Raw genomic sequence first — 15,371 nt, 5'->3', positions numbered from 1 at the left:
GGCAGATCCATCCATTCTAGCGGTGTTTGCGGGCGGACTGTGTAAAAGATGACCGTGCTGTCGCGGCCATCCGGTAAAAAGGGCCGGTCGTGCAGGGCTGCACAGGACCGGCCAAGGTTACTGCTATCGGGTAAAGGGTTGCATCAGGAGGCTCAGCGCCGGGTCAGGCGGAAGCAGTTGTTCTCTTCCAGCACCAGCTGCCAGCCCTCGCGGACCACGATATTGGTGGTAGCCTCCTCGACGATCGCCGGACCATTGATCACCACTCCGACATCCAGCATGGCCCCGGCATAGACCGGCGTGTCCAGCCAGTGGCCGTCGCCGTCAAACAGCGCCGGGCGGTATTCGATCAGTGCATCGCTGACCGTCAGGCCGCGCTGTTGCGGTACCTCGAACTGTGGCTTGCCCACTTCGCCGACCAGCGTGGTCTCGATATTGACCAGCTCGACCGGGTTGTGTGGTTCGGCATAGGTGTACAGCTCTTCGTGGCGGCGGTGGAAGTCATCCAGTACCGCGGCCATCTTCTCGCGGCAGATCGGGCCCGGATGGATATCGACATTGCACTCATGGATCTGGCCGACGTAGCGCATCTCCACGCTGCGGCTGAAACTGATCTCCCGGTCGGAAAAGCCATCGGCCTGCAGGTGTTCACGTCCCTGTCGTTCCAGTGCTTCAAACTTATCATTCAGCAGCTGCAGGTTGGCGTTGTTATCCAGCCGCATCGGTTCTGAGGCCAGGTAGTTGTAGCGCACATCCGAGATGATCTGGCCGAAGGCGCAGAACACCGAAGAGACCTTCGGCACCAGTACGGTCGAGCTACCGATCTCCTCGGCCAGCGCGGTAATATGCATCCCGGCGGCGCCGCCTGCGCACAGCAGGGCGAAGTCGCGCGGGTCGTAGCCTCGCTCGATAGAGACCCGGCGGATACCGTTGACCATATTCAGGTTAACGATAGTGCTGATGCCGTAGGCGGCCTTTTCCACCGAGATCCCCAGCGGGTCGGCAACATGCTCCCTGATCGCGCGAACCGCGGCATCCCGGTCGAGGCGGATGGTGCCCCCCAGTACCGCCTTGGGATTCAGGTAGCCCAGCACCAGGTTGGCGTCGGTCACTGTCGGACGCTGGCCGCCCTTGCCATAGCATACCGGTCCCGGTGAGGCCCCGGCGCTTTCCGGGCCGACCTGCAGCATGCCGTACTGGTCGACCTGACAGATCGAGCCGCCGCCGGCGCCCAGAGTCTCGACCTGTATCATCGGTACACCGATACGATAGCGCAGGAAGTCGATGTTCTTATTCAGGTTGGTCTGGCCATCCCTGGTCAGGGTGATATCGAACGAGGTCCCGCCCATATCGACGGTGATCACGTTATCGATGCCGAACGGCTGGCCGACAAACAGGCCCGCCTGGGGAGCCGAGGCCGGACCTGAATTGATGGCGTTGACTGCCCGGCCCTGCATCGCCTCACCCACGGCGAGGCCGCCGTTGGACTGGAAGTAACGTACCGGATAGCGCACACCGAGGGACTGGAAGTAGTCATCGATCTTCTGTACGTAGCGCCGCATCACCGGGCTCAGGTAGGCATTCACCACGGTGGTGGAGGTCCGGGTGTATTCACGCACCTGCGGATAGACTTCGCTGCCGCTGCAGACGAACACTCCCGGCATCATCTCCTGCACGATCTCTTTGGCGCGCTTTTCATGCGCCGGGTTGCGTACTGCCCAGACAAAGGAGATGGCAACGCTCTCGACCTGTTCGGCCTTGAAGTACTCGACGGCGTCGCGGATCTCCTGCTCATCCAGTGGCTGGTTGACCTCGCCGCTGCCGACGATCCGTTCGTTGATCGGGCGGCGCAGATGGCGCGGCACGATCATATGCGCCGGTGGGAAATCCGCTTCATAGCGATAGCCCTCCTCCTTGTGGCCCAGCCGGATCTCCAGGCTGTCCTCATGTCCGGCGGTGCAGAGCAGGCCGACCTTAACCCCTTTCTTCTCGATCAGGGCGTTGAGGGCCACGGTGGTGCCGTTAATACAGAGGTCGCAGTCCTGGATGATCTCCTCGATCGGACGACCGATTTCGGCGCTGATCTGGGCCAGCCCGGCTTTGATCGCCAGCGTGCCATCCTGCGGTGTCGAGGGGCTTTTGAATACCCTCAGTTTGCCGTTGTTTTCGGCCAGTACGAAGTCGGTAAAGGTGCCACCGGCATCAATACCCAGACGATATTTATTACGCATCTTATTGTCCTTATTTGCTGCTGTGGCTGGCCTGACGGCGCAGAGTGTCGGTGGCGGCGGTGTTGATACTCAGGGTCCGGGCATCAATCACGACGCCATACTCCTTGGCCGCCGCTTCCAGAGAAACCAGACCATTGCGGTAGTCCTGCAACACCGCTTCGGGCTGGCGCTGCAACGGATCGCCGTAGCCGCCACCGCCGGGATTGAAGTTGGCCAGCCGCTGTCCCGGTTTGACGGTGAAGATCGTGTTCTTGCGGTGCACTTCGGTACTGTCGGCCTGCAGTACCAGCCTGCCCAGCTTCGGATCGGTCATACGGTTACGTGCTCCGGCCGCGCCCATTGTCGGGATCTGACGGCCTTCGCCGAAGGCCACCACCGTCATATCGTGATCGATCGGTTCAACCTCCCAGACGGTGCCCGATCCGCCGCGATACATACCGGCCCCGCCGCTGTCCTGCACCAGTCCGTAGCGTCGGATAATGATTGGATAGGCGTATTCCAGCAGTTCGGTATCGCCCGAACTGAGGGCGCCGAAGCAGCAGAGCGGGCCGCAGGCATGCCAGCCGTCCATGACCCGGGTCGCTCCGGCCCCGGAGATGATGGAGGCCAATACCATAGTGACGTACTGTTCGCCAGTACGCGGATCGATACCGGCAATATTGATGCCGCTGGCGTGGCCCCAGGAGGCAGCGACCCGTTCCGGTGCAGCCTGTTCCAGCGCCTTACGCACGGCATCGGTCAGGGTTTCCATCGGTGTGGTGGTGCAGTTGACATGCGGTGCCGGTTCTTCGGCGTTGCAGAGGCTACCTTTGTGGCCAAGGTCGACGCTGACACAGCGGTACAGCCCCTCGTTATAAGGCGGCGGCAGCTGGGCAAACATCATCAGCCCCAGATAAACCCCGGACATGGAGTTACCCTCATAGGAGTTGATGAAGTAGGGCACCTGCGGCGGGCTTTGCACTTCGATATGCACCCGCTCGCCGCTGATAGTGACTTTGGAAGTGATCTCCATTTCGCCGAAGCCGTGGCCGGCATCTTCCAGTACCGCCGAGCCGAAATACTCACCATCCGGCACCTCGGCGATCAGGCTGCGCATCTGCCGGTCAGCCATGTTTTTCAGTTCGGCAATGCAGGCTTTCACCTCGGCCACGCCGTATTTATCGAGTAACGCAATCAGGTTGCGCTCGCCCACCCGGCAGGCACCGAACTGCGCATTGAGGTCACCCTCCTGGTCGCGTCGGGCCCGCATATTGGTCAGCAGCAGGTTGACCACATCGTCGCGCCGCCGGCCTTTCTCCCACAGCTTGACCGGCGGAATACGCAGGCCTTCGGCATAGATCTCCTTGGCATCCGGGTTGTAGCCGGCCGGCACCGGGCCGCCGATATCGGTCAGATGGCCTTTGCAGACGGTCCAGAACACCAGCTCGCCCTGATAAAACACCGGCTTGTACATACAGCAATCGAGGATATGGCTGCCCTTGTAAGCGGGATCGTTGTGATAGATCACATCGCCCTCGTGGATATCGTCACCGTAAAACGCCGCTACCTCCTTCATGGCCGGAATCAGTGAGCCCAGGTGGATCGGGATATCCTGCCCCTGCAGGATCATCTCCGGGTAGTGGTCGAACAGAGCGTTACTGTAATCGTGGGCCAGGTTAAACACGCTGGAGCGGCCGGTCTTCTCCAGCGTGAGGGTCATCTCGCGCTGGGCTGTTTCCAGTGCCCCGCGTACGACGGCCAGGGTTATGGGATCCACGCTACTGGACATATCACACCTCTTGAATTTGTTTTTGTGTGTTCATGGCTGAGTCCCTACCGCGGTTATTACGGCAGTAACGCACCTGATAGCAGCCAGTATATGAAGCAAGCTGAGGCGGATATTGGCAGCGGGGGAAGCAGTTTTTGACGCTGAGCGCATGGCGGCGGGCCGTAAGCCCTGAGGGTCGGGTAATCACCGGCAGGAGGGACCGCCGCACCGGGGCGGTCGGGCGGTCAGGGGAGGGATTAAGCGGCCGGACGGCAATCCGGATGGGTGCTGATGACATCGGCCCGAAGTACCGAGGTGGATTGCAGCAGGTCGGCGATCAGCGGGCGGCTGCTGAGGTAGTGCCCGGTTTCCTTATGCGCCTGCAGGGCCGCCTCACTCTGGTAGATCTCATACAGGTAGAAGGTGTCCGGCTCTTCCCGCGCTTCCAGCACATCAAATACCAGACAGCCCGGTTCATGTTCCACTGAGGCTTTGGCATTGGGCAGCATCGCCGCCAGATAGGCATCGCGACAGCCCGGTTTCAGCTGATTTTTCACCACAATACAGTACATAGAAGCTCCACTTGGCATCGGGGGGATGGCTGGTTACTATATTGAATCCTGACTTTTGGGTCAAAATAATTGAGGTGAAGCTATGACACGTCCTGCGCCCTTTAATGGCCTGCGCCATCTGGCACTGAAAGTTCACGATCTGGAAGCCTGTGAACGCTTTTATGTGGAGATTATGGGGATGCAGCTGCTGCGCCGGGCCAGTCCGAACCTGGTCTATCTCAGCTGTGGTAACGATAACCTGTCGCTGGGACGGGCGGCCCCGGGTGAATCCCGGCAAGGTGGTTGTATGGACCACTTCGGCTTTATCGTCGACAGCAAGGCGCACCTGCAGCAGTGGTTTGAGTTTATGCAGGCCCAGGGCGTGACCCTGCTGGACCAGCCGCATGATCACAGTGACGGTGCGCGCAGTTTTCACTGCACCGACCCTGCCGGCAACGTGATTCAGCCGCTGTACCATCCGGCGATCTCGGGGCAGCGCTTCAGTGCGGCTGAAGGTTAAAGCGGGCCGGGTGGCCCGCAGGCGTGATCAGCGCTTATCCAGTTCCAGGTAGTTATCGATCCCCTTGATCTGGTCTTCCGGGTGGTGATTGACGTACAGCACTGTGGTTTCGCTGTCGGCACAGATCTTCTCGATCAGGGCCAGCACCAGCTGACGGTTCATATCGTCCAGACCCAGGCAGGGTTCATCGAGGATCAGCAGCGGCGGGTGCTTCACCATCGCGCGGGCGATCAGCAGCAGGCGCTGGTCGCCGTAGGAGAGCTTGTTGAACGGCTCGTCGGCGCGCTCGCTCATCCCCAGCAGGGCCAGCCACTGGTCAGCGATCTGCTTCTGCCGTTCGGTGGCCTTGGTATAGAGGCCGATGCTGTCGTAGAAACCGGAGATAATGACGTTGCGCAGGCCGGTACCAACGCTGTACTCCCACTGCAGTGAGGTGGAGACATAGCCGATAAACTGCTTGATCTGCCAGATGCTCTCGCCGCTGCCGCGCTTAAAACCAAACACAAAGATATCGTTGACGTAGCACTGCGGGTGGTCGCCGGTGATCAGCGACAGCAGGCCGGTCTTACCGCTGCCGTTGGGGCCGCTCAGCTGCCAGTGCTTGCCGGGTTCGATGGTCCAGTCCAGGTCACCAATCACGGTGGTATCGCCGTAGCGGATATTGATGCCGTTCAGCTTCACCAGCGGCTGAGTCGGGTCCAGCGCCGGAATCGCGGTTTCCGGATCGGCAGCCGGGACTTCCAGTTCGGTGGTTTTCAGGTGCAGCAGCTTATACAGCTCGGCATAGGCGGTTTCGTCATTGCGTGCCACCTGATGCGCCAGCCGGCCCTTATCGACATAGGCGATATGGCTGATAAAGTCCGGGAATTCGTCAAAGCGGTTCAGTACCAGCACCATCGGAATCGTCTCAACCAGTGACGCCAGATACTGCTGCAGCATCGCCAGTGTCGCCGCATCCAGGCCATCGAACGGCTCGTCCAGCACCAGCAGGTCCGGCTGGCTGGCCAGGGCGCGGATCAACATCATCTTGCGTGATTCGCCGGTGGAGAGCTTGCGGAAGGCGCGGTCCATCAGCGCGCTGAGGCCGAACTTCTCCACCAGTTCATCCACCAGTGCCGCATCGCTGCCTGGCTGCAGCAGGATCTCCCGCACCGGGGTGCCTTCTGCGATCACATCCATAATGTCGGCGTCATCTTTCTTCAGCTCGGCAGCGATCAGCTCGGCCTGGGCCTCGAAGGAAACCAGCCCGACCCGCGGCGGCACGCCCTGCAGATTGCCGGAAACGATCTCACCGGCCCCGGCCAGTACCGCCGCCAGGGCGGACTTGCCGGAACCATTGGCACCGGTAACCACCCAGTGCTGATCGTCTTCCAGCTGCCAGTTGATGTTATTGAGCTGGAAGCGCTCGTCAAAATTTACGGTTAAATCATCTAGGCGAATTGTCATCGCAGCTGACCTGTCTGTTCGGGGTATACCCCTATCGGGTACCAAAAAGTCAAAAAAAAGGCCGGGAGATGAGTCCCGGCCTTGATCGTCTGCAGTGGCTGCCGGCGCGGGGCGCGGGCAGCAGCAGGGAGTGTCTTAAACGATTTTCTTCATGTCAGCCATGTGACCGCGCAGAGTCGCGCCGATCGCTTCAACCGGGTGAGCACGCAGGGCCGCGTTCACTTCAATCAGGCGGGCGTTGTCTACGCCAGTGTCTTCCAGCTCCAGACCCTTACCGATAACGTCGGTCTTGATGTCCTTCATGAAGTCAGCCAGCAGCGGCAGACACGCGTGGTTGTACAGGTAGCAGCCGTACTCAGCCGTATCGGAGATAGTGGCGTTCATCTCGTACAGCTTCTTACGGGCGATAGTGTTCGCGATCAGCGGCGTTTCGTGCAGGGACTCGTAGTATGCAGAATCAGCGATGATGCCGGCAGCCGTCATGGTTTCGAACGCCAGTTCAACACCCGCCTTAACCATAGCAACCATCAGGATGCCTTTGTCGAAGTATTCCTGCTCGGAGATTTCTACATCGCCAGCCGGAGTCTTCTCGAAAGCAGTCTCAGCAGTCTCTGCGCGCCAGCCCAGCAGGTTTTTGTCATCGTTCGCCCAGTCTTCCATCATCACGCGGGAGAAAGTGCCATCGATGATGTCGTCCTGGTGCTTGTTGTACAGCGGACGCATGATCTGTTTCAGCTCTTCTGCCAGATCGAATGCCTTGATCTTCGCAGGGTTGGACAGGCGGTCCAGCATGTTGGTTACGCCGCCGTATTTCAGAGCTTCAGTGATGGTTTCCCAGCCGTACTGGATCAGCTTGGAAGCGTAGCCTGGCTCGATGCCTTCTTCGACCATCTTGTCGAAGCACAGCAGGGAACCGGTCTGCAGCATACCGCACAGGATAGTCTGCTCGCCCATCAGGTCGGACTTAACTTCAGCGATGAAAGAGGACATCAGAACGCCCGCTTTGTGCCCGCCGGTACCAACCGCGTATGCCTTAGCCAGTGCCAGACCTTCGCCTTTAGGGTCGTTGTCTTCGTGAACAGCGATCAGGGTAGGAACACCGAAGCCACGCACGTATTCGTTACGTACTTCAGAACCCGGGCACTTAGGTGCAACCATGATGACAGTCAGGTCGTCACGGATCTTCATGCCTTCTTCAACGATGTTGAAACCGTGGGAGTAAGACAGGCAAGCGCCTTCTTTCATCAGCGGCATAACAGCGTTAACAACAGGTGTGTGCTGCTTGTCCGGCGTCAGGTTCAGTACAACGTCAGCCGTCGGGATCAGCTCTTCGTAAGTACCGACAACGAAACCGTTCTCGGTGGCGTTTTTCCAGGACTGACGCTTTTCAGCGATCGCAGCTTCACGCAGTGCGTAGGAAACATCGCAGCCACTGTCGCGCAGGTTCATGCCCTGAGCCAGGCCCTGAGCACCACAACCGATAACGACCATCTTTTTGCCTTTCAGAGCTTCAACGCCATCGTCGAACTCGTCCATGGTCATGAAGCGGCACTTACCCAGTTGTTCCAGCTGCTCACGCAGAGGCAGCGTGTTGAAATAGTTGTTAGACATGGCTGATATTTCCATTCAAATAAGTGAGTGTCTGCACGGAGGCAAACACACTGAATTCATCGTGTTTGTCGCTGATCGCCGGACTTCAGTCTGCATTGGCACTGTCAGATCCGGCGGATGGCGAAGCCGTCCAATAGCTGGTTAGCCGACAGATCCGCGATCGAATGGCGCTACTCTAACGCAACTCTAATCTTGCGTATATTGAGATATTATCATTACTGTATTGCTTTATATGCAATATGGGATGGATCCCTTCAGAGGTTGATATCGGCACAGTTTCAGCCGCGATTATCGCCCGGCGGCGCGACGCTTTTCCGAAGCTCCCCGGGCGGTCAGGTCGTTGCCCTGAGGGCCGCTGTCGAGGTGCCCCGGGGCTGTCGCTTGCGTCGCTCCAGTATGCCCAGCGGCAGGGTCAGCAGGCTGCCTGCCGCCATCATAATGATCGCCAGCCAGATCGCCGCATCATAGCTGCCATAGTGTTCTGCCAGCAGTCCGGTCAGGGCCGGGGCGATGATCTGGGCGATGCCGTAGGAGATAGTCATCACCCCCATCATCCTGGCCGGTCGGCTCGGGTAGTAGCGGCCCGCCATAGTCAGCACCAGGCTGACGATACCGATAAAGGTGGCACCGAACAGGGCAGCACCGATCAGGCTGGTGCTCAGGCCGGGGATCATCACCGGTAGCAACAGGCTGAGGATCTGCAGCAGGTAGGCGCTGCTCAGGGCGTTGATATTGCCAATGCGGCGGGCGATCAGGTCCCAGAGAATACAGGCCGGTGCAGCGGCGACGCCCACCACGATAAATGCCAGCGCGCCATTTCCGGCCTGCCCCGGCAACTGCTCGACAATCGCCACAATAAAGGTCGCGCTGACGGCATAGCCAACCCCGGCGCAGAAGTAGGCCGCCATAAACAGGCGCAGGAAAAGCCTGCCGGGTGGATTATCCTGCATCTGCGGGCCGTTGTGGTTGAGCTGGCTGCGATCCGGCGAAGGCAGCCAGCGCCAGGCCGGGATCAGTATCAGTCCGCCGATCAGACTGAACAGCAGCCACTGCCCGCGCCAGTCAAACCAGGGACTCATCAGCTCCACGGCCAGAGCACAGAGGCTGATGCCCAGGCCCATGCCGCTGATATGGATGCCCAGCTCGCTGCGGTGACCATGGCGGATCAGCCAGTTCAGGATCAGACCGGAACCGATCAGCAGGCCACCGGCGCTGGCCAGCCCGGCGAAGAAACGCAGTACTGCCCAGAGCCAGATATTCTCCGTCAGGCCCATGCCGACCGTGGTGAGCAGAGCCAGCACCAGGCTGCCCCGGTAGAGCCGGTCTTTCACCACCAGATCGCCGATCATCGCTGCCAGTATGGCGCCACAGAGATAGCCACCGTAATTGATCGCCGCCAGCCAGCCGCCTTCGGCGATCCCCAGTACCTGTTGCTGCTGCATCACCGGCAATAGTGGTGTGTAGGCGAAGCGGCCGATCCCCAGCATCAGGATCAGACTGAAAATACCGGCGCTTAATACCTTTAACCGTTGTGTGTCCGTGCTCATAGATCCCCCTTTACATCATCAGGGGAGACGCTATATGCTTTTTTGTATCATTAATAATGAATAAAAAAGAAAGAAATGTTCTTTCTTGGAGAATGGTTGTGGATATCCAGTCACTGCGGACCTTTCAGGCGGTTGTTGAAGAGGGCGGCATTCTGTCGGCCTCGCGGCAGCTCAATACGGTGCAGTCCAATGTCACGGCGCGGATCAAGCGGCTGGAGGAGGAGCTGGGCACTGCGCTGTTCTACCGTCAGGGACGGGGACTGGTGCTGGCGCCCCAGGGCGAGGTGCTGCTGCAGTATGCGCGCCGTATCCTGCAGCTGGAACAGCAGGCCGGGCAGGCGGTGCGTAATGTGGGCGAAAGCGCCGGTGCCCTGCGTATCGGCGCGATGGAAACCTTTGCTGCGCTGCGCCTGCCGCCGTTGCTGAAACAGGTGCGACAGGCCCATCCCGGGGTCGATCTGCATATCAGTACCGATACCTCGGCGGCGCTGGTCGAGCAGGTGTTGCAGCGTAAGCTGGATTGCGCCTTTGTCGGCGGTCCGGTGCAGCATCCGGACCTGGTGGCGACGGAGCTGTTGCAGGAGGAGCTGGTGCTGGTCCGGTCCCGGGACAATGGCAGTGCGGCACTGCCGCTGATCCTGTTTCGCGAGGGCTGCGCCTACCGTGCCCGTGCCCTCAGCTGGCAACGGGAGCAGGGTGAACAACGAGGCGAGGTGATGGAACTGGGCACCCTGGATGGCATTCTCGGCTGTGTCGCCGTGGGACTCGGGCAGACCCTGATGCCACGCCCGGTGGTGAGTCATAGCCGCTTCAGTGATGCCCTGGTGCTGCAAGCGCTGGCGCCACACCTGGCGACGGTGCCGACCGTACTGATCCGCCACCGTGAGGCGTTGCCGATGAACGCCGTAGATACCCTGATCGCCTCAGTCGACAACAGCAGCGTGAGTGGCTGAGCCGGCCGTTAGCTTGCGGCAGGCAGCGCCCTGCGGCGGCGTTTCGAGCGCCAGCCTTCGGCGGTAAACAGTAGCAGTGCCAGCCAGATCAGGATAAATGTCAGCAGTCGGTCACTGTCCAGCGGTTCATGGTAATAGAACACCGCCAGCATAAAGGTGATGGTCGGGCCGATATACTGCAGCAGGCCGATCAGGGTCAGGCTCAGGCGTCGCGCCGCGGCGGTGAACGCCAGCAATGGCAGGCTGGTGACAATCCCGGCCAGCGCCAGCAGTGCGGTGATGTCAGTGCCGTCGTGACCGAACTGCAGCTGGCCCTGCGTCTGTAGCCAGAGCAGATAGCCCAGGGCAAACGGCAGCATCAGCAGGGTTTCCACAAACAGCCCCAGTATCGCGTCCACCTGGATCTTCTTACGCAGCAAACCGTAGGTTCCGAAACTGAAGGCCAGTGCCAGCGCGACCCAGGGCAGGCTGCCAAGCAAGACTAGCTGATAGCCGACGGCTCCTGCCGCCAGTGAGATCGCCAGCCACTGTCCCGGCCGCAGCCGCTCCTGCAGGAACAGCATCCCCATAAAGACGCTGACCAGCGGGTTGATAAAATACCCCAGTGAGGTTTCCAGAATTCGTTCCTGCGCCACCGCCCAGATAAAAACCAGCCAGTTGCTGGAGACCACCAGGGCACTCAGGGCCAGCCCGCTGACCAGCTTGCGGTTGCCCAGCAGCTGCTTCAGGTCGTGCCAGCGGCGGCCGATCCCCAGCAGCAGTAACAGGAACAGTACTGACCAGATAATGCGGTGGCTGACCACCTCAAGCGCTGAGACCTGATCCACCGCTTTAAAGTAGATCGGTACCAGTCCCCACATGCCATAGGCGGCGATGGCGTAACCGATACCGCGGCGATACTCCTGATTATCCTGCATGCAGCTTTCCCCCGGGCGGGTCGTTGTGGGTGACATCATGAAACAGGTAGCGGTTGCGGAACGATTCGCTGGTACTGTCGAGCCAGCGGGTCATCAGGGCAACGGTGATCAGGCTGAAGGCCAGCCGCATCCAGAGCACCCCGGACAGGTCGGCTCCCAGCAGCAACACCAACAGGGTATCCTCGATCAGGCTGTGCAGCAGCCCCAGCAGTGCCAGTGCCGCAAAACAGTCGCGCTGGCTGACATTGCCACTGCGGGCTTCGCGGATCAGCAGGCCGCCGCCGAAGGAGAGCCCCAGCGTGATACCGATAATCGTCAGTGAGGTGGCCTGAGGACCAATGCCAAGCACCTTAAGCACCGGCTGCAGCAGCCAGATCATCAGCCGCTCGACATGGATCCAGCGCAGGAAACGCAGCAGGCTGAGCAGGGCGCTGACCACCACCACGATCATGGCAAAACTCTCCAGCTGGGACAGCAGCCAGGAACTCAGACTGCTGTCCACCGGCGGGGGTGTCCAGCTTAGCTGTGCCGGCTGCTGCAGCCAGTCACCCCAGCTGTAGAGGTGATGCAGGATCAGCCCCAGCCCCAGCGCGCCAAGCATGCGGATCGCCAGGGCACAGAGGAAACGCACCCCGGCCTGCTGCACGATACGCACCTCTACCGGCAGTCCGTGTGCCATCAGCATCAATGCACTGAGCACCGTAACCTGTGCCACCGACAGGTTCTCCTGTGGCGCCAGCTGGAAAAAGATCAGCATACCCCCGTAGATGTTGGTCAGCAGGGTGGTGGTCCACACCAGTCCCATCGATTCCGGCAGGCCAACCAGTTGCATCAGCGGCTCCAGCAGGCTGCTGATATAGGGAATCGCGCCCATCTCTTCAAGGGCCTTCACCACGATGAGGACCGGGATCATCAGCTTAAACAGGGTAAAGCAGACCTCGTAGATCTCCAGTGCCAGCTCACGCAGGGTGACAGAAATAAAGGGGTGCCTGAGTAACGCCGGCATGCTGCAACGCTCCATATTGATCAGATCAGATTGAGAAGGGCTGCATTGTATCGGGTGTGGCTGAGCGGTGATTTTATAATGGCGCTACTATTTTGATAAAAATTGTGAAAAATTCTTGTATAAGAAATTTAATTAAGTTTTTGATGTAATAAATGGAATCATATGAAAATCGAACTGGACCGTATCGACCGCCGTATTCTTAACCAGCTACAGCGGGATAATCGTATCAGTAATCAGCAACTGGCCGAGCTGGTTGGACTGTCGCCGCCAGCTTGTTTGCGCCGGGTAAAGCGACTGCGCGACGAGGGCGTCATTATTGCCGATGTGTCCATCGTCAATCCGGCGGTGCTGGGGCATCCGCTGAATATCATTGTCGAGGTGGAGATGGCCCGTGACCAGCTGGATATCTACTCCGCTTTTAAACGCAAGATGGCAGCTGCGCCTGAAGTCACCCAGTGCTACCAGGTGACCGGTGAGGTCGATTTCCTGCTGGTGGTGATGGTGGCGGATCTGCAGGCTTATGAAAACTTCAGCCGCCGGACGCTCTCCAGCGATCAGAACCTGCGTAAGTACCGCAGCATGATCTCACTGGGGCGGGAAAAGTTTGAAACCGCCATCGAGCTTTAATTCCACGCTGCATCCAGGTTGCTGCCGAGACTGAGGGATCAGGTCGCCGATGGCTGGCCCCCGGTGTCTGCCTGATGCAGATGACGGTAGCAGGCCGTCCAGGTTGCCAGTGCCGCAAACCCCATCGAGAGACAGGTCGCCATGGCAGCGCCGTCGATCCCATAGCGGGAGATCAGCCAGTAGTTTCCGCCGGCATCAATCAGCAGCGTCGCACAGCCAATCATCACCACGACATGACCCTGGCCGCCATACTGCAGCCAGGTGGAGGCGAATGCCGCCAGTGCCCAGAGCGCATAGCCCGCGACCAGATAGTGCAGCGCCTGTTCTGCCAGCAGGAAGTCATTGCCGAAGAAAGACAGCAGCCAGGGGCCGCCGAGTAGCAGTAACAGGGTCAGGCTCAGCACAGTTATCGCGATGGCCTTCTGGCCCTGCCAGAACAAGGCGCGGGCACGGCTTCGGCCCTGTTCCAGTGCCGGTGCAATCAGTGGCAGGAACAACCCGGCGATAGTGACCTGTGCCACTGGCAGCAGGTGGGCGGTGGTGGCTGCGGCTGCGAAGTGTCCCACATCCTGCTCGTTTGCCAGCATCTCCAGCATAAACAGGTCGATCTGGTTCAGTGCCAGGGTAATCAGCATCGCCAGCATCATCGGCACGGACAGCTTCAGTACCGAAGCCCCGGCAAATGTCTGCGGTGCCCGCTGCAGGGTTAACAGCTTCAGCTGCCGGATCTTATGCCATTGCCAGCCAATGATCAGCCAAACCGCCAGCGTCGCTGAGGCGATCACCTGCCACAGATGGATTTCGCTCAGGGCGGCCACCAGCAGCAATACCAGCCCGGTCTTGAGCAGCGGCAGGGCGATACGCCAGGGCAGGTTAGACAGCGCCAGTCGTTTGGCGGCCTGAAGTATCCGGCTGAGCAGCGCACCGATGGCGATAAAGGGAATCACCAGCGATATCAGCAGCAGCGGATGATGATCCTGCAGGTCGGTGCTGCCGATATGCAGCACAGCACCGGCCGCCGTACAGAGAAACACCGCCAGCGACAACCCGGCTGCGATCAGCAGGTAAAAGCGGAGAAACTCCCAGACGGGGCGGTTATCTCCCCGTGACAGCGATGCCGACAAAAAGCGCGGCGCGACCCGGTCGCCACCCAGCAACACCAGCACGCTGGTAATGGCGGCAAAGGCATAAGCCACCTTATAGTCACCGTACTCATGGCTGGGCAGGGCGTTACTCAATGTCAGGTTGAAGCCATAATCGGCGGCAAAGCCGATAAAGACCCCGAGAAACAGCACCAGGGAGCCTTTTCTAAAGTAGTCGGGGGAAAGAGAGTCGCTGGCGTTCGGGTGAGACATGGCTTCAGTCCATTGAGTTGCTGGAGGAGGGGGCTGATCCGATTCTGCACGTTTGCCTGATGCCCGCAAAGGGCAAGCTGAAGATCTCCTCAATTTCTCCAGAATTCCGCCAGCCGCCCTACCCGGACGGCAAAGGCTGACGTATTGTTACTGGCGTTTCAGCTGCAGAAAGCAAAGTATGGAAAGAACCGCGAAAAAAGCAGGATCACTCCAGCCGAAGCCGACAAAGATACCGCCAACGGCCGCGTAAAACGTGATACCAACCCCCAGTACGTTAGTGGTAAGCAAAGCCTTAAACAGCTGCCTTGCCATCGGCCCCGACTCTATCTCACGCAGAAACAGGCTGACCGCCGCTACACCGCCCAGAAAAATACTGGTGTGTTGCGACAGGAAGTAGGCATACCGGTCGTTAATTTCGACGCCATACATTGGCCACATAAGCGTTGGTATAAAAAACAGTGTCAGGGCAAAAACCGTATAGATTGTCCCGTGCAGGGTCAGAAAGAGTTTGTTGTTCATAAAGTCCCCTTCTCTCAACTAAGCGGCGCATGATTGATGACACTCAGTGGCTCATTAATATCAAACACTATGCCTCTGACTTCGGTGACGCCCAGAGCCTTCAGGCGTGCCGAGTGCATCTCAAGATAGGCCTGCGCGCTGGCCTCATCTTCAAACAGATAAACACCGCCGCCACGTTTCTCCAGCGCGTTTTCTGTCCAGATTTTCCAGATCATGCCCGGTTCGTCATTGATAGACCGTGCAAGGTCGACCAGCCCTGCGGACATCTCTTCGCCAAACGGGCCCTGAAAGTCAAAATCCACCTGTAGTAATTTAGCCATTATCATCTCTCCAACAGGGTT

At 59.3% G+C, this 15,371-nt stretch carries 14 protein-coding genes; 3 read left to right on the top strand and 11 right to left on the bottom strand.

Annotated features, from left to right (window positions below; genetic code table 11):
* Nucleotides 1-152: 152 nt before the first annotated feature.
* The 3 genes from capA to Q354_RS0106190 form a co-directional block, all read right to left on the bottom strand.
* Nucleotides 153-2,231 carry a caprolactamase subunit alpha gene (gene capA / locus Q354_RS0106200; RefSeq protein WP_027856846.1) on the bottom strand — a complete coding sequence of 693 codons (2,079 nt, stop codon included), beginning with the start codon at nucleotides 2,229-2,231 and terminating at the stop codon, nucleotides 153-155.
* A gap of 10 nt (nucleotides 2,232-2,241) precedes the next feature.
* On the bottom strand, nucleotides 2,242-3,999 hold the full coding sequence (gene capB / locus Q354_RS0106195) for a caprolactamase subunit beta (protein ID WP_027856845.1): 1,758 nt from the start codon (nucleotides 3,997-3,999) through the stop codon (nucleotides 2,242-2,244).
* Between the two features lie 236 nt (nucleotides 4,000-4,235).
* The gene (locus tag Q354_RS0106190) at nucleotides 4,236-4,550 is read right to left on the bottom strand and encodes a putative quinol monooxygenase (protein WP_027856844.1); all 315 of its coding nucleotides are present in this window, start codon (nucleotides 4,548-4,550) and stop codon (nucleotides 4,236-4,238) included.
* A gap of 82 nt (nucleotides 4,551-4,632) precedes the next feature.
* Between Q354_RS0106190 and Q354_RS0106185 the strand changes: the two genes are divergently transcribed.
* Complete coding sequence (locus Q354_RS0106185) at nucleotides 4,633-5,049, top strand: VOC family protein (RefSeq protein WP_027856843.1); 417 nt, start codon at nucleotides 4,633-4,635, stop codon at nucleotides 5,047-5,049.
* 27 nt (nucleotides 5,050-5,076) lie between these two features.
* Here Q354_RS0106185 and modF read toward each other — a convergent pair whose 3' ends face one another.
* The 3 genes from modF to Q354_RS0106170 all read right to left on the bottom strand — a co-directional run bounded on the left by modF (nucleotide 5,077) and on the right by Q354_RS0106170 (nucleotide 9,653).
* Nucleotides 5,077-6,495 (bottom strand): molybdate ABC transporter ATP-binding protein ModF, encoded by a 1,419-nt coding sequence (gene modF / locus Q354_RS0106180; RefSeq protein ID WP_027856842.1) that lies wholly within the window; start codon nucleotides 6,493-6,495, stop codon nucleotides 5,077-5,079.
* A gap of 135 nt (nucleotides 6,496-6,630) precedes the next feature.
* Nucleotides 6,631-8,106 (bottom strand): ketol-acid reductoisomerase, encoded by a 1,476-nt coding sequence (ilvC, locus tag Q354_RS0106175; RefSeq protein WP_027856841.1) that lies wholly within the window; start codon nucleotides 8,104-8,106, stop codon nucleotides 6,631-6,633.
* A 332-nt stretch (nucleotides 8,107-8,438) separates the two neighbouring features.
* Nucleotides 8,439-9,653, bottom strand: coding sequence for a YbfB/YjiJ family MFS transporter (locus Q354_RS0106170; protein WP_027856840.1), 1,215 nt, complete (start codon nucleotides 9,651-9,653; stop codon nucleotides 8,439-8,441).
* A gap of 98 nt (nucleotides 9,654-9,751) precedes the next feature.
* Here Q354_RS0106170 and Q354_RS0106165 point away from each other — a divergent pair, with 98 nt between their 5' ends.
* Nucleotides 9,752-10,606, top strand: coding sequence for a LysR substrate-binding domain-containing protein (locus tag Q354_RS0106165; protein ID WP_027856839.1), 855 nt, complete (start codon nucleotides 9,752-9,754; stop codon nucleotides 10,604-10,606).
* 8 nt (nucleotides 10,607-10,614) lie between these two features.
* Here the strand turns inward: Q354_RS0106165 and rarD are convergent, their stop codons facing one another.
* On the bottom strand, nucleotides 10,615-11,523 hold the full coding sequence (rarD, locus tag Q354_RS0106160; protein ID WP_027856838.1) for an EamA family transporter RarD: 909 nt from the start codon (nucleotides 11,521-11,523) through the stop codon (nucleotides 10,615-10,617).
* Nucleotides 11,513-12,529 (bottom strand): hypothetical protein, encoded by a 1,017-nt coding sequence (locus Q354_RS0106155; RefSeq protein ID WP_027856837.1) that lies wholly within the window; start codon nucleotides 12,527-12,529, stop codon nucleotides 11,513-11,515. The genes rarD and Q354_RS0106155 overlap by 11 nt, the downstream gene beginning before the upstream one ends.
* Nucleotides 12,530-12,691: 162 nt before the next feature.
* Between Q354_RS0106155 and Q354_RS0106150 the strand changes: the two genes are divergently transcribed.
* Nucleotides 12,692-13,156 carry an Lrp/AsnC family transcriptional regulator gene (locus Q354_RS0106150; RefSeq protein WP_211252221.1) on the top strand — a complete coding sequence of 155 codons (465 nt, stop codon included), beginning with the start codon at nucleotides 12,692-12,694 and terminating at the stop codon, nucleotides 13,154-13,156.
* A 38-nt stretch (nucleotides 13,157-13,194) separates the two neighbouring features.
* On the opposite strand, the gene Q354_RS0106145 is transcribed toward Q354_RS0106150, so the two are convergent.
* The 3 genes from Q354_RS0106145 to Q354_RS0106135 form a co-directional block, all read right to left on the bottom strand.
* Nucleotides 13,195-14,511 (bottom strand): oligosaccharide flippase family protein, encoded by a 1,317-nt coding sequence (locus tag Q354_RS0106145; protein ID WP_027856835.1) that lies wholly within the window; start codon nucleotides 14,509-14,511, stop codon nucleotides 13,195-13,197.
* Between the two features lie 147 nt (nucleotides 14,512-14,658).
* Nucleotides 14,659-15,030, bottom strand: coding sequence for a hypothetical protein (locus Q354_RS0106140; protein ID WP_027856834.1), 372 nt, complete (start codon nucleotides 15,028-15,030; stop codon nucleotides 14,659-14,661).
* 14 nt (nucleotides 15,031-15,044) lie between these two features.
* Complete coding sequence (locus tag Q354_RS0106135) at nucleotides 15,045-15,350, bottom strand: monooxygenase (RefSeq protein ID WP_027856833.1); 306 nt, start codon at nucleotides 15,348-15,350, stop codon at nucleotides 15,045-15,047.
* Nucleotides 15,351-15,371: the final 21 nt, after the last annotated feature.

This window comes from Marinobacterium jannaschii DSM 6295 (assembly GCF_000620085.1).
Taxonomy (GTDB): domain Bacteria; phylum Pseudomonadota; class Gammaproteobacteria; order Pseudomonadales; family Balneatricaceae; genus Pontibacterium; species Pontibacterium jannaschii.
Note: the sequence above shows the minus strand (reverse complement) of the source record. Positions and strands in the feature narration are given on the sequence as shown.

Bases quoted from the DNA above. Each gene is read 5' to 3' on its own strand.
- capA (WP_027856846.1), bottom strand. From the start codon at position 2,231: ATGCGTAATAAATATCGTCTGGGTATTGATGCCGGTGGCACCTTTACC.
- capB (WP_027856845.1), bottom strand. From the start codon at position 3,999: ATGTCCAGTAGCGTGGATCCCATAACCCTGGCCGTCGTACGCGGGGCA.
- Q354_RS0106190 (WP_027856844.1), bottom strand. From the start codon at position 4,550: ATGTACTGTATTGTGGTGAAAAATCAGCTGAAACCGGGCTGTCGCGAT.
- Q354_RS0106185 (WP_027856843.1), top strand. From the start codon at position 4,633: ATGACACGTCCTGCGCCCTTTAATGGCCTGCGCCATCTGGCACTGAAA.
- modF (WP_027856842.1), bottom strand. From the start codon at position 6,495: ATGACAATTCGCCTAGATGATTTAACCGTAAATTTTGACGAGCGCTTC.
- ilvC (WP_027856841.1), bottom strand. From the start codon at position 8,106: ATGTCTAACAACTATTTCAACACGCTGCCTCTGCGTGAGCAGCTGGAA.
- Q354_RS0106170 (WP_027856840.1), bottom strand. From the start codon at position 9,653: ATGAGCACGGACACACAACGGTTAAAGGTATTAAGCGCCGGTATTTTC.
- rarD (WP_027856838.1), bottom strand. From the start codon at position 11,523: ATGCAGGATAATCAGGAGTATCGCCGCGGTATCGGTTACGCCATCGCC.
- Q354_RS0106155 (WP_027856837.1), bottom strand. From the start codon at position 12,529: ATGCCGGCGTTACTCAGGCACCCCTTTATTTCTGTCACCCTGCGTGAG.
- Q354_RS0106150 (WP_211252221.1), top strand. From the start codon at position 12,692: ATGAAAATCGAACTGGACCGTATCGACCGCCGTATTCTTAACCAGCTA.
- Q354_RS0106145 (WP_027856835.1), bottom strand. From the start codon at position 14,511: ATGTCTCACCCGAACGCCAGCGACTCTCTTTCCCCCGACTACTTTAGA.
- Q354_RS0106140 (WP_027856834.1), bottom strand. From the start codon at position 15,030: ATGAACAACAAACTCTTTCTGACCCTGCACGGGACAATCTATACGGTT.
- Q354_RS0106135 (WP_027856833.1), bottom strand. From the start codon at position 15,350: ATGGCTAAATTACTACAGGTGGATTTTGACTTTCAGGGCCCGTTTGGC.